The sequence below is a fragment of the Sedimenticola sp. genome (assembly GCF_050289425.1).
Taxonomy (GTDB): Bacteria; Pseudomonadota; Gammaproteobacteria; order Chromatiales; family Chromatiaceae; genus Sedimenticola.
Window position 1 is genome coordinate 59,599 of record NZ_JBNKFS010000015.1, and the last position, 18,115, is coordinate 77,713.

Sequence of the window (18,115 nt, forward strand, 5' to 3'; positions counted from 1 at the left end):
TTTACTCAAGACCATAACAACAGGCAATACAGGAGTGGCGACATGCAACTGATCACCATCAGCCACCTGAAACAGATTGTCCAACACACTGGACTCGATCATTTTCTCCGGCAAAACCTGGCGGATCTGGAAGCCGCCTTTGGACGTTGGAACGATTTTCACAAATCCCCCCGTCACGCCACACACTACCCGCAAGGGGTGATCGAACTGATGCCCTGCGCAGACGACAATTTTTACAGTTTCAAATACGTCAACGGACACCCTAAAAATACAGCCCAGGGACAGCTCAGCATTATCGCCCTGGGCATGCTGGCGGATGCGTCAAACGGCTTTCCGCTCATGCTCAGTGAAATGACCCTGCTGACCGCCATCCGCACGGCTACCACCACGGCGCTGGGAGCCAAATATCTGGCCCGCCCTAATAGTCGCCACCTGGCGATGATCGGCACGGGCGCCCAGGCTGAGTTTCAGTTGCAAGCCATCCGCCAAGTGCTGCCGATCGAACGGGTTTCATTCTTTGATACCGATCCCGAGGCGATGAAAAAATTTTCCCGCAATATGGACGGCCTGGTCGATTTGCAGCCCTGCCAATCCATAGAGCAAGCCATCGCCGATAGCGACATGATCATCACCGCCACCGCGGCCAGGCAGCATAACCGACTGTTGAAACCGGGGATGATCGATCCCGGCTGCCACATCCACGCCATGGGGGGCGACTGCCCTGGCAAGACTGAGCTGGATCCCGCACTGCTGGCAGAGTGTAAGGTCGTGGTGGAATACCTACCACAGAGCCTGGCGGAGGGCGAAATCCAACTGGCCAAGCAGACCCCGGTCTACGCCGAACTTTGGGAACTGGTGAATGGCAGCAAGCCGGGACGGCAAGATAGCCGAGAGTTGACCCTGTTTGATTCCGTCGGCTTTGCCCTGGAAGACTTCGTGATCCTGCAACTGGTCTATCGACTGGCCCGCAACCTGGGTATCGGTGAAGAGGTCGAGTTGGTCCCTTCGCCAGTCGACCCCAAGGATCTGTACCGGGTACTCGTCTCGCCATAGAGGGCGGCAATCAACTCGCCGATCAAGCGCACCGTCTTTTCGCCACTCTCATGCCGGGGACAAAACTCGGCTATCTCCATGCCCAGCAATCGGGGGTTACCGGCGATGGCCGCCAAGGCATCAACCAATTCTGAACCGGCTATTCCGCCCGGCTCGGGTACGCCGACCGCCGGTGCGTCCAGTGGATCGATAGCATCCAGATCGATACTGATACCCAGATAATCCGCCTGTTGTAATAATCGATCGACACTCTCCAGTAGCTGCACCCGAAACGCTCCCGGCTCATGCAACTGAGCCATACCGATCACCCGTACACCACACCGATCCAGCAGCTGCTGCTCGGCGGGCTCAAAACTGCGCACCCCCAACAGCACCAGGTTTTCCGGGGACAAGTATTGCGTACCGCCATAGATCCGTTGTAACAGCGCGTCACCCTGACCCAGCAGCCCGGCAACCGGCATACCGTGCACATTGCCCGAGGGAGTGGTCTCAAAGGTATGGGCATCCATGTGGGCATCGATCCAGATCAGGCCCAACCGCCTCTGATCCGGTAACGCACTCATCACCCCTCGCCACACACCCATGGCACTGGCGTGGTCGCCGCCCAGGAACAGGAACGGGTGGGCCTGTTTCACCAGGGCGGAAGAGAAGCGTGCTGCCTGCCGACAGAGATCCGCCACCGCATCCGGCTTGGCCGCCCGCTCATCCGCTTCCAGCAACGCATGCCACACCAGGCGCAACCCCTGGCTATGGCAGAAGCGCTTCAAACCTGGCGAACTGCGCAGCACCATTGGCCCACGCCAACAACTCCCATGCTGACCCGCTTGGCCGGAAGCCACACCGACTGTCGCGATACACCTCATGCATCACCTCCTGAATCACAGTTTCCAGAGATTTAGAGGCTTCCTACCAAGTATAGGTTTCCGTTGCGGGAGGTGATGAAAATGTGCAGCCGAGAGGAAAACGCCGATTCAGACCGCCACCGGCGCCTTGATATGGGGGTGGCACTGGTACTGCTCCAGCTCAAAGTCATCAAAAGTGAAATCAAACAGCGAGGTAATGTCCGGATTCAAGCGCATCCGGGGGAGCGGAAACGGGGTCCGGGCCAATTGGGTCTCCACCTGTTCAAGATGGTTGGAATAGAGGTGGGCATCGCCAAAAGTGTGGATAAATTCACCGGCCTCCAGCCCGGTGACCTGGGCGATCATCAGGGTCAACAGTGCATAGGAGGCAATATTGAACGGTACTCCCAGAAAAATGTCGGCACTGCGCTGGTAAAGCTGGCAGGAGAGCCGACCCTCCGCCACATAGAACTGAAACAGACAGTGGCAAGGCGGTAGCGCCATACGCTCCACTTCGGCCGGGTTCCAGGCGCTTACCAACAGACGCCGGGAATCCGGATTGCGCCGAATCTGATCGACCAATTGTGTAATCTGATCAATATGGCCACCCTCCGACGTTGGCCAGGAGCGCCACTGGGCACCATAGACCGGCCCCAGATCGCCGTTTTCATCCGCCCACTCATCCCAGATACTGACACCGTTCTCTTTCAGATAACGGATATTGGTCTCGCCTTTCAGGAACCAGAGCAGTTCGTGGATGATGGAACGCAGGTGCACTTTTTTGGTGGTGACCAGGGGAAAGCCCTGGGCCAGATCAAAGCGCATTTGATAGCCGAACAGACTCCGGGTGCCGGTGCCGGTACGATCCTCCTTATGGGTACCGTTTTCCAGGACATGACGCATGAGATCAAGGTATTGACGCATAATTCAATCCGATAGGGTTCTTTTTCTATAGGCCAGCCAGATCAGTACACCGCCCGCCAGCAGCATGGGCAGGGTCAGCAACTGCCCCATCGTCAGCCAACCAAAAGCGATATAACCGAGTTGGACATCCGGCATGCGGACAAACTCAATGCTAAAACGAAACACGCCATAGCAGACAAGGAACAGACCCGAAACCGCCCTGGCGGGACGGGGTTGCGCCGAAAAGAGCCACAGGACGATAAACATCACCAGCCCCTCCAGCAGTGCCTCGTAAAGTTGATTAGGATGCAGCGGCGGTGTGACTAACGTGCCGGGAGGCAACTGCAATTTATCTGTACAGAGCGCCACAAAACGCTCACAGGAGACTTGCATCGCCCAGGGGACGGAGCCGGGCGCACCCCATAGCTCGCCATTGATAAAATTACCGATGCGGCCAGCCCCCAGACCGACCGGTATCAAGGGCGCGATAAAATCGGTGGATTGAAAAAAACCTTTACCATGGCGTCGACCGAACAGCCACATGGCCACCAACACCCCGATCAAACCACCATGGAAAGACATCCCCCCCTGCCAAATACGCAACAGAGAGAGTGGATCCCGTAAAAAATCATCAAATCCATAGAACAGCGTATAACCGAGTCGTCCTCCGAACACCACACCCAAGGCTATATAGAACAGTAGATCATCCACCTGTTCAACCTGCCAGCCGGAATTCGCCCGACCGGCTCGCACTCTGCCCAGCCACCAGCCCACCACAAAGCCCACCAGATACATGGCGCCATACCAATGCACGGAGACCGGCCCCAGCGACAACAATACCGGATCAATATTTGGGTAAGTCAACATAGGGGGCTATCTTATGGTCAAGCTGGAAATAAATCATCCCATGTTTTCACCTGGGATGTGCCAAAGCGCAAAGATCGTCGACTTGTACCCGAACCCCTCCCAAGGAGGCCCCGTCATGCGCGCCGTACCGATCCTCTTCTTGCTACTACCCGGACTGCTATTTGCCGGTAACGTAGAGATCGTTTCCGCCAAGGCGGAAGCACAAAGCAGCGGCCATTACACCGTCCAGGTCACCTTGCGTCACGACGACAGTGGGTGGGAACACTACGCCAACGCCTGGCGGGTGCTGGCACCGGATGGAAGAGTGCTGGGTGAGCGGAAACTACTCCATCCGCATGTACATGAACAACCCTTCACCCGCGGACTCACTATCACCATTCCGAATGGAATCCGCTACGTTGACATTGAGGCACAGGACTCTCAGCACGGCACCAGCCAACAACGCTTTCGGATCTGGTTAAACCCCTGACACCCCCAGTATGCCGAGGAACAAATATGTACGAAACAGTGAACCAAGTACTTTTAATCGCACCCATTTGGCGCGCAAAATAGGGACAGCTTTAGGAAAAAGGGTTATGCTTACCTTGAGGCTTATTATTCTCGTAAGATAGTAATTTCCTTGGTATTAGTAATTGAATTCACTGATATCACGTCAAGGTGCTAAGGCTATACAAGCTACAAGCTGGAGCTCCTAAGTACACAGGGTTGTTCTGTTTATCACTCGATAACCCTGGCGTAAAAATACGTGGTGGCTAGCCATGCCCCGAAAACCCGGCATGGCGAGATGTGACAGAGGGCTGAAAAAAAGGCCCAAGAACAGCAATCGGCCACCTGATTGGGAGCTATACTCAAATCGGACTAACGACAGGTTGAAGAAAATGACTAATGAGAATCCCCAAAACCCCGGGAATCTGGGTCAACGGATGCGCTTCAGACGCCAAGAAAAAGGCTGGACACAAGAGCAACTGGCCGTGCGTGCTGGAACAAATCAGGCCGTCATCCAGAAAATCGAAAACGGGAAGAGCTTGCGTCCTCGCAAAATTGACCAGATTGCCGCTGTACTGGATGTTAACCCCGCCTGGTTGATGTTTGGCGATGAACTGGCCGCATCACTTCCACCTGATGCCATGGCAGTCGCCGAAGCGTGGCATGCCCTGCCCGAGCCCCATAAATCTCGGGTGCAACAAGAAATCATGGAGCTTGCCGCAAAAGGGTAAGTGATGAATCGCCCACCCCTGTTTACCGTTACGCAGGGGTGGGCCTATTCAGGATAGCGTTAAAAACTCGGCAAGACACGCAGATAAAAGGTCTTGAGATAGGCCGTCTCCGGGATCGCCGGGTGGACCGGATGGTCCGGCGCCTGGAAGCCACGTTCCAATAGTTGCAGTGAGCGATCGGTATGCCTTGCCGCCTGTTGTATCTCCAGCAGCAAAGCCTCTTCCCGCATGTGATGGGAGCAGGATGAGGAGACCAGGATGCCGTCCTTGCTCAATACCTGCAGCGCCAGCTGATTCAGACGCCGATAGGCCAGGGTGCCTTCTTTGGTGTCTTTTTTACGCTTGATAAATGCGGGCGGGTCAACCAGTACCACATCAAAACGCTCATGGGCCTGACGTAACTCCCGCAAGGCATCAAAAGCATCCCCCTGGAGCCCCGCCACCTGTTCGGCCACACCGTTTTCCTGGGCATTGCGATCCACCGCATCCAGGGCCGCCGCAGATGCGTCAACACAGATCACCTCGGAGGCCCCCTTCACGGCCGCCTGCACACCCCATGCACCGACATAACTGCAAACATCCAGTACCCGTTTACCTTGCACATACGGGATCATACGTCCCCGATTGGCCGCCTGATCAAAAAACCAGCCCGTCTTCTGCCCCGCTTGCGAGGGCAACAGGAAGCGTACACCGTGCTCTTCGACGGTCAGCATCTCCGGCCAACAGCCCAGGGCATCCTCAACATAAAGATCCAACCCCTCCAGCTCTCGGGCTGGCGAGTCATTGCGAAACAGCACGCCGGAAGGACGGATCACCTTGACCACCGCAGCCAGAATTTCCATCTTCAGCCGCTCCATACCGGCGGTAGTGATTTGGATCACCAGAAAATCGCCAAATCGGTCAATAACCAACCCCGGCAAGCCATCACTTTCGCCAAATAGCAGGCGATAAAACGGTTGTTGATAGAGCCGCTCCCGCAAGCTCAAGGCCACCTTCAGGCGGTGTACAATCAACGATCCGCTAAGCGGATGTTGGTGGTCACGACTGACCAGACGCGCGCAGATCAACGAATGGGGATTGACATAACCGGTACCCAGCCGCTTCTCCTTATCGCTGAATATCTCGACCGGCTGCCCCGGATCCAACGCCTTGAACGGCGTAACCGAAGTATCGATCTCATTGCTGTAGATCCAGCAATGGCCGGCGCGTAGCCGCCTGTCCTCATTTCTTTTCAATCGCAGCGGAGCAAAATTCATGGCCTGAAGTCCTGGTGTCATCCGATGGTAAAAACGGGCAGGCAAGATTAACAGATTTGACAGCCGGACGCCGGGTTAAATATATTGTCCCGACATATAACGGATCGATATATATTTAACATGAACACCAGCCACCTCTGCCTCGGTATTTTAAGCCTGGGTGATGCCAGCGGATATGAAATCAAAAAGGCCATAGAACAGACGTTCAGCCATTTTCAGGCCACCAGCTATGGATCCATTTATCCAGCCCTGGCAAAACTGTCCGAACAAGGGTTGGTCCGTTATCACGAGCAGGCCCAGCCGAAACGTCCGACCAAGAAGGTGTTTACCCTCACCGATACCGGTCGGAAGCATTTTTTCCAGACGTTGATGGCCACTGAGCCGGCCGAACAGCATCGTAGCGACTTTCTGTTTCTGATGATGTTTGCCCACCTGCTGCCAAACGAACAGATTACCCTTTTACTGGATAAGCAAACCGGCCTCCTGCAGGCCGAGTTGAACCTCTTAACCCGCATTATCGATGAGTGTGAAACCCTAACCCCCGGCATGCACTTCACTCTGGAGTACGGCATTGCCGCCAACCAGGCGCTGCTCCGGTTAATGCAGACGCGCGCCGCCTCGCTGAGCCAGGAGATTGACGCGGCAAGGAGCCCGAAAACCCTATGAACCCTATCCTATCGACCCGGCATTTAGCCCGACTGTGCGGTGTCACCCTACTCGCCCTCTTTACCCTGCCAAGCGCGGCCGAAGAGCGACCTATCCAAGTCACCACGGCGCAACTGGGAGAGATCATCCTGTTTCAGGATTACTCGGCCCCCGCTACCACCCTAAGTTTGAACGAGAGTCGTATCAGCGCAGAAACAACCGGTCGTATCGTTAATATCCCGGTACAGATCGGCGACCAGGTGGAACAGAGTGCACTATTGACCGAGTTGGATTGCCATGACAATGAACTGCAACTGCAGAAAGCCGAGGCAGGACTGACTCGCATCGAAGCACGGCTCACCCTGGCGCGACGCCAGATTGAGCGGACCCAGTCGCTGCGTAAAACCAGCAGCATCTCCGAGGAGAGATTGAATCAGCAACAGGCCGACCTGCGGATGGCCGAAGCGGACCGACAGGCACAATATGCCACCCTTGCCGAGGCAAAGCTAAACCGGCAACGTTGCGAGATCAGAGCCCCCTTCGCCGGCGTGGTGCGCGAACGGCTGGCGGGCGAAGGAGAGTGGGTGAATCCGGGACAACCCCTGGTGCAATTGACCGACATGGAGCGCCTGGAGATCTCGGCCCAGGTATCTGTAGATAAAATCGAGTCACTCCAACAGGCACAACAGATCGATTTTGAGACCAACCAGGGACGCTTTCCCGTTACGCTACGCCGGATCGTCCCGGTAGTGGAGTCGCTGGGGCGCAATCGGGAAGTACGCCTGCTATTCCATGACGATCGCGCCCTACCCGGCAGCAGCGGCCGCCTGCTGTGGCAGTCACTACAACCCTATGTGCCGGCCGATCTGCCGGTCCGGCGCGGCGACACCCTGGGACTCTTTACCGTAGTACAGGGAAAAGCCCACTTCCTACCGCTTCCCGAGGCACTGGAGGGCCACCCGGCACGGGTGGACCTGCCTTCCGATACCCAACTGGTCATCGAAGGGCGTCAGGCGCTGGTGGAAGGCGCCAGAATAGAGTTGGCCAACTGAGATGCTGGCGCGCTTCTATAAAAACCATGTGCTGGCCAACCTGGCCTTTGTGCTGATACTGGGCATCGGCTTGCTCTCCTACAACCTGATGCCGCGGGAACAGGATCCCAGCATCAATTTCAACTGGATAGACATCACCACGGTGCTCCCCGGTGCCGCCGCCGCGGATGTGGAAAAGCGGGTTACCGAAGTGTTGGAGAAGAAGATCCGCCGCCTCTCCGACATCAAGTTTGTCTCCAGTGCCAGCCGCGAAGGTATCTCCAGCATCCTGGTTCGGTTCGAGGATATCGAACCCGCCGTATTCGACAAACGGGTGGCCGACCTGAGGCGCGAAGTACAGAACGCCGACGACGAACTGCCAGACAATGCCACCACCCCGTTCGTGTTCGAGATCACCACCGCCAACGCCTTTCCCAGCGCCACCCTGGCCGTGGTCGGACCGGCCGATGACGAAAATTTGCGGCGCCAGGCGGAAAACGTCAAGAAAGATCTGGAACGCATCAAGGGGGTCGACCGTATTCTGGATACCGCCCTGCGCGACCCTGAGCTGCAGATCAATTTCTACCCCGAGCGGCTTGAAGCCGCCGGCATCAGCCCGACCCAATTGGCCGATACCGTTACCCGTAGCTTCCAGGATCTGGCCGCCGGTAGTGCCCGGGTAAATGACCAGAATTGGCTGGTGCGCATCATCGGACAGGATAGCGATCCAGGCTATCTCGCTGGCCTGCCGGTAGCGGGAGTCAGCGGCGAGGTACCCTTGGGCGATCTGGCTCAAGTGGTTCGCGGCCGTGAAAAGCAGGACAAGGTGGTGCTCTACCAAGGGCGTCCGGCGGTCATGCTGGCCATTACCAAAAAGGCCAGTGCCAACACCCTGGATTTAGTGCAGAAGATCACCGACTACGCCGAGGCACGCAACCGCTTCCAGGATCGGACCGGCGTCAAGGTGGTACTGATCGACGACCAGACCGAGATCACCCGCAACGCCCTCGACATCATGCAGACCAACGCCCTGCTGGGTCTGATCATGGTACTGTTTGTCACCTGGCTGTTCCTCGGCAGCCGCATCTCCCTGCTCACGACTATTGGCATCCCCTTTATCCTGGCCGGCACCTTCCTGGTGCTCAATGCACTGGACCAGACGCTAAATGTCAGTGTCCTGCTGGGAGTAGTGATCAGTCTCGGTATGCTGGTGGATGACGCGGTGGTGGTGGTGGAATCGATCTACTACCGGCTGCAGCGGGGCATGGCGGTGCTGCCCGCTACCCTGGAAGCGCTAAAAGAGGTCTTCGCTCCGGTCACCACGGCAGTCTTGACCACCATGGCGGCCTTCCTGCCATTGATGCTGCTGCCCGGCATCCTGGGTAAGTTCATGCTGATCATCCCGCTGGTGGTTACCATCGCCCTCGCCATCAGCCTGATCGAGGCTTACTGGATGCTGCCGGCACACATGCTGGGCGCCAACATCCACTTCAACAACCCTTCCCGTATGCAACGCTGGCGCACCGATGCCCTGCACTGGATCCGGGTCAAGTATACCAAGCTGCTGGTACGTGCCTTACGCTGGCCGAAGGCCTTGTTGCTCGGAGTTCTGCTGATGTTTATCGGCGCCATTGCGGCAACAGCGATCGGACTGGTAAAGATAGACTTTTTTGCCTCTGACCCGATCCGTCTGTTTTACGTCAGCCTGGAGATGCCGGCCGGCACCCCATTGGAGGTGACGCGTAACAAGGTGCTGGAAGTGGAACAGAAGATCCGCCGCAAGATCCTACCGGGCGAGGCACGCAACATCCTCAGCTATGCCGGGCAGCTATTCACCGAAACCGCCCCCTTCTTCGGCGACCATTATGGCCAGATACTGGTGGCGCTTAACCCCAAAAGTAATGGGTTGCGTAGCGTAGATGCGATGATCGAATCAATGCGCGCCGATATAGAGGCGACCGCCGGTCCGGACAAAATATCCTTCCTGCGCCTGGCCGGTGGACCACCCACCTCAAAGCCGGTCCAGGTCAAGGTACGGGGAGACGAGATAGCCTCCATCCGCGCGGCGGTGCAGGAGTTGAAAGCGATCCTGAAACAGAATCCGGCGATCCGCGATATTACCGATGACGACAGCCAGGGTCAGATGGAACTGGCACTGACGGTCAACCAGGATGCCGCCCGCCGGGCCGGCATCAGCCCGAACGAGGTGACCCGCACGCTACGCTTGCTGGTGGATGGCGAAATCGTCAGCCAGATGCAGGACCGGGGGGAGGAGCTGGAGGTACGGGTACGCGCCCTGCCGCGCACGCTATCCACCATCGGCGCACCCGGCAACTACACCCTGCCGCTACCTGGGGGCGGGCGCATTGCGTTGAAAGAGCTGGTTCACAGTCACACCGGCCCCAGTATCAACAGCATCCGCCACTACAATTTCCGCCGCACCATCACCGTCGAAGCAGACTTGGACAAACGGCAGATGGATACGGTGAAGGCCAACCGGCAGATTCAGGAGGCGTGGGACAAGATCGCCCCCCAATATCCCAGTATCGATCTTGACTTCTCTGGCGAACTGGATGATATCCAGGAGAGCCTGGATGCCATCGCCGTCCTGTTCCTCTTCGGTGTCGGGCTGATGTATCTGATCCTCGGTACCCAGTTCAAGAGCTATTTCCAACCTTTGATGATCCTATCGACCGTCCCCATGGCCTTTACCGGCGTGGTAATCGGTCTGGTCATCACCAACAACCCCTTGAGCCTGTTCACGCTGTATGGCGTGGTGGCGTTGGCCGGTATTGCGGTCAATGCCGCCATCGTTTTGATCTCGGCCGCCAATGAAAGGTTGGCGCGGGGCATGAGCGTACTGCACGCCACCCTGTATGCGGCGCGGCGCCGGGTGATTCCGATCCTGATCACCTCCATGACCACCATCGCCGGCCTTTTCTCCCTGGCCACCGGCCTCGGCGGCGCCTCGCTGATGTGGGGGCCGGTCGCCACCGCCATTGTCTGGGGGCTGGCCGTCTCCACCATGCTGACCCTGTTCGTGATCCCGCTGCTCTACCGACTGTTCATGGGAGCGGGCTGGGTCACCCGCCGCCGTATCGCGGCCGGCGAAAAAAACCAATCAGGACTACAGCCCCGACTCGTCGATCGTCTATAATGGCCCGCCTTTAACCCGCCTTCCGGCGGGTGCTTTGACCTGCAACCGCACGACATTACCTATACTTGTACAGCATGAATAATCCGTTTACCGCCGCCTGGAGCGAGCAGGGTCACCTGATCTGTCTCGGCCGCTGGGAAATCAGTTATCAGGGCCGCACGCTGGATATCCCCGCTCCCCATTGTGAAGAGGATATGGGCACCTATGGGATCTACTCCTTTCTCTACCCCGATGACCCGGAGTTTGCCGAGGGGTTGGAGGAGGAGGACTGGGTGCTGGAAAACATCGATTGGCTAACGGATCTGTTTATTGCCAATGAGATCCCCATCGACGAACAACACGCCCGCTGGTTTTACCAGGCGGTCAATGCCAGCGACTGGCGCTGCGGCAGCTGCGGCGGTTGCACCTGAATGCGCGACCAGACCCGATTGCAACTGGTGGTGTTTGCCCTGGTGGCCGCCTCCTTCACCAATGTCTACCTGACCCAACCGGTACTCCCGGTGTTGCAGCAAGAGTTTGCCGCCAGCACCCTGCAAGTCTCCTTTACGGTCGCCGCGGTGATCCTGGGCATCGCCCTCTCCAATCTACCCTTCGGCGTATTGGCGGACCGCCTGCCGATCCAGCCGATCATCCTTGCTGGCGGCGTCGCCGTGGCGCTGGGCGGCTTGATCTGCGCTTTTACCCATAACCTCTGGATACTGATCGCCGCGCGTTTTCTGCAGGGGCTGTTTATCCCGGCCCTGACCACCTGCATCGCCGCCTATCTGGCAAAAACCCTTCCGGCGGAGCGACTCAATGTCGTAATGGGCGCCTATGTCTCGGCTACCGTGGTCGGCGGGCTGGGCGGACGTCTGCTCGGCGGCTGGATCCATCCACCACTGCATTGGCGGTACGCCTTCGGATCGGCCGCCCTGTTGATCCTGATCACCACCTTCGTGGCGCTGAAGCAGTTGCCCAAGCCCCCGCCAAGTGATGGCGTCATCCGTGATCAGCCACGCTTTCTCAGCCTGCTCCGGCGTTGGGAACTGGTGCGGATCTATCTGGCCGCCGCCGGGGGATTCTTTATCTTTTCCTCGGTTTTCAACTACCTACCGTTTCGGCTGGCGGCGCCCCCTTTCACCTTCTCCACCGAGCTGATCACCCTGCTCTACCTGGTTTACGTGATGGGTATCTTCATGGGGCCAGTGTCCGGTCGCATCAGCAACCGTATTGGCAGTGGCAATACGCTTATCGGTGGGACCTTGCTGCTCGGTACCTCGGTATTGCTAACCCTGCTCCCTTCGATCGGCGCCATCATCCTCGGCCTGCTGGGTCTCTGCGCCGGTTTTTTCGCGGTACACGCCGCCGCTGTCGGCTCCCTCAACCGACGACTCACCGGTGGCCAGGGCCGGGCCAACGCCCTCTACGTCCTGTTTTACTACATAGGCGGCTGGATCGGTATTACCAGCAGCGGTTTCGCCTATACCCAGTGGGGCTGGCAGGGGGTAATCCTGATCTGCCTGCTGTTGCTGATACCCCCCTTTATGGCTGGATTAGGAGAGCGTAGGGACGCCCACCGCTGATTTCGGTTATAGTATGCCGTTCGAACATTACCAACCCTTATCTAGAGAAGGCCGCAAGTCGTGAAGTTGAGTCTGGAAGCGTTCCGCGCCTGGAATAACAAGTGCATCACCCTGCTGGGCATGTCCGGTGTCGGCAAAACCCATCTGTCCAAAACGATGCGCCGCTACAACTGGTTTCACTACTCCGGTGACTACCGGATCGGCACCCGCTATCTGGACGAATCCATCCTGGACAGCATCAAGCAAGAGGCGATGCGGGTGCCCTTCCTGAAGGAGTTGCTGCGCAAGGACTGGATCTACATCCGCAACAACATCAAAGTGGACGATCTGGGTCCGGTACTCTCCTATGTGGGCAAACTGGGCAACCCGGAACTGGGCGGCGTGCCGCTGGAAGCGTTTCAACAACGCCAGGCGCAGTACCGCCAAGCCGAAATCAATGCCATGCGCGACGTCCCGGAGTTTGTTCGCAAAGCACGGGAGATATACGGTTACCAGCACTTCGTCAACGATGTGGGCGGCAGCCTGTGCGACATGGAAGATCCCAGCGTCATCAATCTGCTGGCGCAACACAGCCTGATCCTCTACATCCAGGCCACCGAAGCCGATGAAGAGGCCGAGTTGATCCGCCGAGCCCAAAGCGATCCCAAACCGCTCTATTTCCGCCCCGCGTTCCTGCAACAGCAGCTCCAGCGCTACCTACAGGAACAGGGATTGCAATATGCGGCACAAATGGATCCGGACGACTTCACCCGCTGGATCTTTCCGCACCTGTTCCATTCGCGCATCCCGCACTATGAGGCGATTGCCGGGCCGCTCGGCTATACCGTCACCTCTATGGAGATCAGCCAGGTACGGGACGAGGCCGACTTTCTAGCCTTGCTGGAGTTGGCCATTTCACGCAAAACAGAGGATTGAACCGGAGCCGTCATGCCACTGGTATCACATAACAACCTGCCCACCTTCGAGCGTCTGCGACAGGCCGGCCAGACCGTACTGGAACCTACACGGGCGCAGCACCAGGATATCCGCGAGCTGCATATCGGCCTGCTCAACATGATGCCGGACGGTGCCCTGGAGCCGACCGAACGCCAATTCTTCCAGTTGATTGGCGAAAGCAACCCGATCGCCCAGTTCTATGTGCACCCCTTTACCCTGGATGAACTGCCACGGGGCGACAAAGCACGCCGGCACATCGACCAGTACTATGACCCGTTATCCAAGATCCAGGAAGAGGGGCTGGATGCCCTGATCATTACCGGTGCCACTCCGGTCCATCCCAACCTGTCCGACGAGCCGTTCTGGGCGCCACTGGAGCGGGTGGTGGAGTGGGCCTATGAAAATGTCACCTCAACACTTTGCTCTTGCCTGGCCACCCACGCGGTGTTGGAGGCGCGTTACGCCACCAAACGCAAACCGCTGGGATTCAAGCGTTGGGGGGTATTTCCGCACCGGGTGGTGAATCGAACCCACCCGCTGGTCAACGACGTCAATACCCGCTTCGACGTTCCTCACTCCCGTTTCAACGAGATCTCGCGTCAGCAGTTTGAGGAGGCCGGTTTGCATATCTTGGCAGAGAGCGAAGTGGCCGGCGTGCACCTGGCAGTGAGTCAAGATGGCTTCCGTATGGTCTATTTCCAGGGCCATCCGGAATACGAAACCATCAGCCTGTTGAAAGAGTACAAGCGCGAAGTGTTGCTCTATGCCGCAGGCAAAAGAGACAGCTATCCGCCGTTCCCGGATAACTACTTCATGCCGCAGGTTCAAGCCATTTTTAACGAATACCGGGTCTACCTGGAGCAGGCGCGGCGTGACGGGACCGAGCCGCCCCCTTTCCCGGAAGCGTTGATCAGTGAGGAGCTGGATAATACCTGGCACGATACGGCAGAGGGTATCGTGGGTAACTGGATGGGTCTGGTTTACCAAATTACCCACCGCGACCGGCGCCTGCCCTTTATGGATGGCGTCGACCCCACCAATCCACTCAATATCAACTGGTAGGAGGCGGTTCGCCACCCTCCTTGAAGCAGTCATGAATCTCTTTCAACTGCTCGATATGGTCGATCAGCGGCGCCACGCAGAGCGGGTCGAACATCTTGCCCGCACGCGCCTGTAGATAGGCAATAGCGTCTTCAAAGCTCCACGCCTCCTTATAGGAACGACGGGTGGTTAGGGCATCCAACACATCGGCCACGGCAGTGATCCGTCCCTCCAGAGGAATCGCATCACCCGCCAACCCGATCGGATAGCCTCCGCCGTCAAACCACTCATGATGGGTGGCAATGATGTTGCGGAGGATATCAATATGGGCCAGATCTCCCAACTCGAACTCCTGTACGATGGAATCGACAATATCCATACCGCACTGGACATGGATTTTGGCCACTTCAAACTCTTCGCGACTCAGCTCACCCCGCTTCAACAGTACATGATCGGGCACCCCGATCTTACCGATATCGTGCATCGGCGCGTACTGCAGGACAAACTCGATATATTCGTCGGAAAGGTTCAACCGCGGAGCCAGTTTAAAAGCGATGAACTGGGCGTAATGCCCCACGCGTTGGATATGACCGGCCGTCTCGCTGTCACGCTGCAGTGTCAGGTGGCGAACCGTATTGAGCGCCCCGCGCAGAATATAGATCGGCGCCAACTGATTGGTGATGATGGCACTGATCAACTCGGTGTAAACCGCGAGATAACGCACCATCGCCTCGGTAAAATAGTTGGTGCGATCGGCATCAAAAAAGAGAAAACCCACCAGATTCTGATTGCCATACAGGGGCACCGTATAACTGGAGGCGAAGCCCGCATCCAACAGCCACCGCGTGTGGGGAGACATCTCCCCCCCGGGGGTATTGAGCTGCTGTTTAATCCGCGGTTTGCCGGTGTCCGCCAATTGCTTCAGCGAAGGAACATCGGTGAGTCGAGCGCTATAATTGCGTAGCTGCCGGTCACCATCCGTGCTGTTTACAAAAGTGTTGAGGCGATCCGTCTCCGGATCATAGATGGCCACAGCCAAGCGGCTTAGATGCGGCCAATAGGTGCGCAAATCATCATGCAGTTGCACGATTCGCTCACCGAGTCGGTCCCAACTCATACAGCCTCCCACTCTTATTGTTTGTTATTATTTCATTCTTCTCCGGCGTTCAGCGAAAAGATACCGAATACCGTTTAAAGATATAGCCCATGAAGGAAGAAAATTCCAACTGGCATGCCCCACCGATCGATACCAATTCCTATAGGTTTTATATCGTTGAAGCATCTATAGTTTCTGTCATGATTCCCGAAGAGACCGGCATTCAGCGGAATAACGGATACAACACCAACAGCCGTCGATCCACCCCAAAGATTGGTTACTCAACGGATACGGCCATCCTAAGCCGCTTTTACAGGATCCGAACATCCAACAACACCACAGGAAATTAAATGTCCACCAACCGCCTGAGTGAATGCACCAGCCCCTACCTGCAACAGCATGCCGACAATCCGGTAGATTGGTACCCCTGGGGAGAAGAGGCTCTCGAAAAGGCCCGTCAGGAAGACAAGCCGATCCTGCTCTCCATTGGCTACTCCGCCTGCCACTGGTGCCATGTAATGGCCCATGAATCCTTCGAAGATGACGCTACCGCCGCACTCATGAACCAGCTGTTCGTCAACATCAAAGTGGACCGGGAAGAGCGCCCCGACCTGGACAAGGTTTACCAATCAGCTCACCAGTTGTTGGCGCAACGCCCCGGTGGCTGGCCGTTGACGGTCTTTCTAACCCCCGATGACCAGACGCCCTTCTTTGCCGGCACCTACTTCCCCAAAGCGGAGCGGCACGGTCTACCGCCCTTTGTCGATATCTTGCAGAATATCGCCAATGCCTACCGGCAGCAGCGAGAGGATATCCGGGCACAAAACCAGGCGCTAATCCGCGCCATCAATCAGCTTGATCCCATCGCAACGGGTAAAGCGACTGCGCTCGACACCGCCCCCCTGGAGACCGCCCGGCAACAGTTGGCGAGTGGCTTTGACGAAACCTACGGCGGTTTTGGCAGCGCCCCGAAATTCCCTCACCCAAGCAGCCTGGAGCAACTGCTCAGACACTGGGCCGCCACCGGCACCCACGATGCACGCTCACTCTACATGGTGGACTTCACCCTGACCCGAATGGCCCAGGGCGGGATCAACGACCAGCTCGCCGGCGGATTCTGCCGTTATTCGGTGGATGACCAGTGGATGATCCCCCACTTTGAGAAGATGCTGTACGACAACGGCCCCTTGCTCGCCCTGTATGCCGATCTGTGGCAGGCCAGCGGCAAGCCGCTTTTCAGGGAGACCGCCCTGAATACCGCCCACTGGGTTATGACCGAGATGCAGTCGCCAGAGGGCGGTTTCTACGCCTCGCTGGACGCCGACAGTGCAGGGCATGAGGGGCGCTTCTACGCCTGGGATCGGGATGAGGTACGGCAACTGTTGAGCGAAGAGGAGTACCGACACTTCAGCCGCTATTACGGGTTGGACCGGGAAGCCAACTTTGAAGGACGGTGGCATCTACACCACTACAGCGACACAGCCCCGCTAGACGGAGAGATGGACAGCACACCGGAGCAGGCAGCGGGGATACTGCTGCAGGCACGGAAAAAATTACTCGAACAACGGGCGCAGCGGGTGCGGCCTGGCCGCGACGAAAAGGTCCTGACCACCTGGAATGCCCTGATGATCAAAGGCCTGGCACGGGCCGGCCGATTGCTGGACGAACCGTCCCTGATCGCTTCGGCACGCCGTGCCGTCGATTTTCTCCGGCAGCACCTGTGGCACAACCAGCATCTGTTGGCCGCCTACAAGGATGGCCAAGCCCACCTGAACGGTTATCTGGATGACTACGCCAACTTGATCGACGCCCTGCTGGAGCTGCTGCAGGCAGAGTGGGATAGCCAGTTGCTGGAGTTTGCCATCTCCCTGGCCGACACGCTGCTGGAGCGCTTTGAAGATCGGGAACAAGGAGGCTTTTTCTTTACCTCGAATGACCACGAGAGACTGATTTATCGCCCCAAGCCGTTTGGCGATGAATCGATACCCTCCGGTAACGGTATCGCCGCCGCCGCACTGACCCGACTCGGTCATCTGCTGGGCGAACCACGTTATCTGCAGGCAGCGGAACGCACCCTGCACTGCGGTTGGGAGCACCTGAAACAGATCCCCCATGCCCACTGCACCCTACTGAAAGCACTGGATGAGCTGGTCAATCCGAGCGAAATCATCGTCCTGCGGGGAGATGACGACGCCTTGCGACCCTGGATCAAACGAGCCAACCGCCACTATGCCCCGCGTCGTATCAGCTTCGCCATACCCACTGAAACAAGCGGACTACCACCCGCCCTAAGTATCAAATCGGCGACGACAGGCTGCACCGCCTATCTCTGCCACGGCAGCCACTGTGAGGCACCGATCCATGACTACAAGCGATTCGATGAAGCGCTAGCCGGCGGCGAAGTCAGCGCCGATGCCGAAAGCCAGCAGTTTGAAGGGACGGTGGGTTCATTCAAGCGTTTTCGCGAATAGTCGCCCGAAAGAGGGGGCTTACGTCACTGCCCGTTGGC

General features: G+C 57.5%; 17 protein-coding genes. 12 read left to right on the plus strand and 5 right to left on the minus strand.

The window, feature by feature from the left end; translation table 11 throughout:
• The first annotated feature begins 42 nt into the window (after window positions 1–42).
• A complete protein-coding gene (locus ACQY5R_RS11830; protein ID WP_428608575.1) occupies window positions 43–1,053 on the plus strand; it encodes an ornithine cyclodeaminase in 1,011 nt (336 codons plus the stop codon).
• Here the strand turns inward: ACQY5R_RS11830 and ACQY5R_RS11835 are convergent.
• From ACQY5R_RS11835 to lgt, 3 genes are all read right to left on the minus strand, one after another.
• Window positions 954–1,916 (minus strand): arginase, encoded by a 963-nt coding sequence (locus ACQY5R_RS11835; RefSeq protein WP_428608577.1) that lies wholly within the window; start codon window positions 1,914–1,916, stop codon window positions 954–956. The genes ACQY5R_RS11830 and ACQY5R_RS11835 overlap by 100 nt on opposite strands.
• Window positions 1,917–2,024: 108 nt before the next feature.
• Window positions 2,025–2,819 (minus strand): thymidylate synthase, encoded by a 795-nt coding sequence (locus ACQY5R_RS11840; RefSeq protein WP_428608580.1) that lies wholly within the window; start codon window positions 2,817–2,819, stop codon window positions 2,025–2,027.
• 3 nt (window positions 2,820–2,822) lie between these two features.
• Window positions 2,823–3,665, minus strand: a complete 843-nt coding sequence (lgt, locus tag ACQY5R_RS11845; RefSeq protein WP_428608582.1) for a prolipoprotein diacylglyceryl transferase — start codon at window positions 3,663–3,665, stop codon at window positions 2,823–2,825.
• Between the two features lie 115 nt (window positions 3,666–3,780).
• Here lgt and ACQY5R_RS11850 point away from each other — a divergent pair, with 115 nt between their 5' ends.
• Window positions 3,781–4,134 carry a hypothetical protein gene (locus tag ACQY5R_RS11850; protein ID WP_428608584.1) on the plus strand — a complete coding sequence of 118 codons (354 nt, stop codon included), beginning with the start codon at window positions 3,781–3,783 and terminating at the stop codon, window positions 4,132–4,134.
• Window positions 4,135–4,543: 409 nt separating this feature from the next.
• Entirely contained in the window at window positions 4,544–4,882 is a 339-nt protein-coding gene (locus tag ACQY5R_RS11855; protein WP_428608587.1) for a helix-turn-helix domain-containing protein, read from the plus strand.
• Window positions 4,883–4,941: 59 nt separating this feature from the next.
• Here ACQY5R_RS11855 and ACQY5R_RS11860 read toward each other — a convergent pair whose 3' ends face one another.
• Entirely contained in the window at window positions 4,942–6,138 is a 1,197-nt protein-coding gene (locus tag ACQY5R_RS11860; protein ID WP_428608590.1) for a class I SAM-dependent rRNA methyltransferase, read from the minus strand.
• A gap of 120 nt (window positions 6,139–6,258) precedes the next feature.
• Here ACQY5R_RS11860 and ACQY5R_RS11865 point away from each other — a divergent pair, with 120 nt between their 5' ends.
• The 7 genes from ACQY5R_RS11865 (at window position 6,259) to metA (ending at window position 14,531) form a co-directional block, all read left to right on the plus strand.
• Window positions 6,259–6,804 carry a helix-turn-helix transcriptional regulator gene (locus tag ACQY5R_RS11865; RefSeq protein ID WP_428608593.1) on the plus strand — a complete coding sequence of 182 codons (546 nt, stop codon included), beginning with the start codon at window positions 6,259–6,261 and terminating at the stop codon, window positions 6,802–6,804.
• On the plus strand, window positions 6,801–7,835 hold the full coding sequence (locus ACQY5R_RS11870) for an efflux RND transporter periplasmic adaptor subunit (protein ID WP_428608596.1): 1,035 nt from the start codon (window positions 6,801–6,803) through the stop codon (window positions 7,833–7,835). Before ACQY5R_RS11865 ends, ACQY5R_RS11870 begins: the two co-directional genes overlap by 4 nt.
• Window position 7,836: 1 nt before the next feature.
• Window positions 7,837–10,971 carry an efflux RND transporter permease subunit gene (locus ACQY5R_RS11875; RefSeq protein WP_428608599.1) on the plus strand — a complete coding sequence of 1,045 codons (3,135 nt, stop codon included), beginning with the start codon at window positions 7,837–7,839 and terminating at the stop codon, window positions 10,969–10,971.
• Window positions 10,972–11,045: 74 nt separating this feature from the next.
• Window positions 11,046–11,381, plus strand: coding sequence for a hypothetical protein (locus ACQY5R_RS11880; protein WP_428608602.1), 336 nt, complete (start codon window positions 11,046–11,048; stop codon window positions 11,379–11,381).
• Window positions 11,382–12,533 carry an MFS transporter gene (locus ACQY5R_RS11885; RefSeq protein ID WP_428608604.1) on the plus strand — a complete coding sequence of 384 codons (1,152 nt, stop codon included), beginning with the start codon at window positions 11,382–11,384 and terminating at the stop codon, window positions 12,531–12,533.
• A gap of 120 nt (window positions 12,534–12,653) precedes the next feature.
• On the plus strand, window positions 12,654–13,448 hold the full coding sequence (locus tag ACQY5R_RS11890) for an ATPase (protein ID WP_428608687.1): 795 nt from the start codon (window positions 12,654–12,656) through the stop codon (window positions 13,446–13,448).
• Between the two features lie 12 nt (window positions 13,449–13,460).
• The gene (gene metA / locus ACQY5R_RS11895) at window positions 13,461–14,531 is read left to right on the plus strand and encodes a homoserine O-succinyltransferase MetA (protein ID WP_428608607.1); all 1,071 of its coding nucleotides are present in this window, start codon (window positions 13,461–13,463) and stop codon (window positions 14,529–14,531) included.
• On the opposite strand, the gene ACQY5R_RS11900 is transcribed toward metA, so the two are convergent.
• Window positions 14,521–15,627, minus strand: coding sequence for an HD domain-containing phosphohydrolase (locus tag ACQY5R_RS11900; protein ID WP_428608609.1), 1,107 nt, complete (start codon window positions 15,625–15,627; stop codon window positions 14,521–14,523). The genes metA and ACQY5R_RS11900 overlap by 11 nt on opposite strands.
• 89 nt (window positions 15,628–15,716) lie before the next feature.
• Between ACQY5R_RS11900 and ACQY5R_RS11905 the strand changes: the two genes are divergently transcribed.
• Window positions 15,717–15,956 carry a hypothetical protein gene (locus ACQY5R_RS11905; protein WP_428608611.1) on the plus strand — a complete coding sequence of 80 codons (240 nt, stop codon included), beginning with the start codon at window positions 15,717–15,719 and terminating at the stop codon, window positions 15,954–15,956.
• Window positions 15,957–18,077, plus strand: coding sequence for a thioredoxin domain-containing protein (locus ACQY5R_RS11910; RefSeq protein WP_428608614.1), 2,121 nt, complete (start codon window positions 15,957–15,959; stop codon window positions 18,075–18,077).
• Window positions 18,078–18,115 lie beyond the last annotated feature (38 nt).

Coding starts and splice junctions, on each gene's coding strand:
- ACQY5R_RS11830 (WP_428608575.1), top strand. CDS start 43: ATGCAACTGATCACCATCAGCCACCTGAAACAGATTGTCCAACACACT.
- ACQY5R_RS11835 (WP_428608577.1), bottom strand. CDS start 1,916: ATGAGGTGTATCGCGACAGTCGGTGTGGCTTCCGGCCAAGCGGGTCAG.
- ACQY5R_RS11840 (WP_428608580.1), bottom strand. CDS start 2,819: ATGCGTCAATACCTTGATCTCATGCGTCATGTCCTGGAAAACGGTACC.
- lgt (WP_428608582.1), bottom strand. CDS start 3,665: ATGTTGACTTACCCAAATATTGATCCGGTATTGTTGTCGCTGGGGCCG.
- ACQY5R_RS11850 (WP_428608584.1), top strand. CDS start 3,781: ATGCGCGCCGTACCGATCCTCTTCTTGCTACTACCCGGACTGCTATTT.
- ACQY5R_RS11855 (WP_428608587.1), top strand. CDS start 4,544: ATGACTAATGAGAATCCCCAAAACCCCGGGAATCTGGGTCAACGGATG.
- ACQY5R_RS11860 (WP_428608590.1), bottom strand. CDS start 6,138: ATGAATTTTGCTCCGCTGCGATTGAAAAGAAATGAGGACAGGCGGCTA.
- ACQY5R_RS11865 (WP_428608593.1), top strand. CDS start 6,259: ATGAACACCAGCCACCTCTGCCTCGGTATTTTAAGCCTGGGTGATGCC.
- ACQY5R_RS11870 (WP_428608596.1), top strand. CDS start 6,801: ATGAACCCTATCCTATCGACCCGGCATTTAGCCCGACTGTGCGGTGTC.
- ACQY5R_RS11875 (WP_428608599.1), top strand. CDS start 7,837: ATGCTGGCGCGCTTCTATAAAAACCATGTGCTGGCCAACCTGGCCTTT.
- ACQY5R_RS11880 (WP_428608602.1), top strand. CDS start 11,046: ATGAATAATCCGTTTACCGCCGCCTGGAGCGAGCAGGGTCACCTGATC.
- ACQY5R_RS11885 (WP_428608604.1), top strand. CDS start 11,382: ATGCGCGACCAGACCCGATTGCAACTGGTGGTGTTTGCCCTGGTGGCC.
- ACQY5R_RS11890 (WP_428608687.1), top strand. CDS start 12,654: ATGTCCGGTGTCGGCAAAACCCATCTGTCCAAAACGATGCGCCGCTAC.
- metA (WP_428608607.1), top strand. CDS start 13,461: ATGCCACTGGTATCACATAACAACCTGCCCACCTTCGAGCGTCTGCGA.
- ACQY5R_RS11900 (WP_428608609.1), bottom strand. CDS start 15,627: ATGAGTTGGGACCGACTCGGTGAGCGAATCGTGCAACTGCATGATGAT.
- ACQY5R_RS11905 (WP_428608611.1), top strand. CDS start 15,717: ATGAAGGAAGAAAATTCCAACTGGCATGCCCCACCGATCGATACCAAT.
- ACQY5R_RS11910 (WP_428608614.1), top strand. CDS start 15,957: ATGTCCACCAACCGCCTGAGTGAATGCACCAGCCCCTACCTGCAACAG.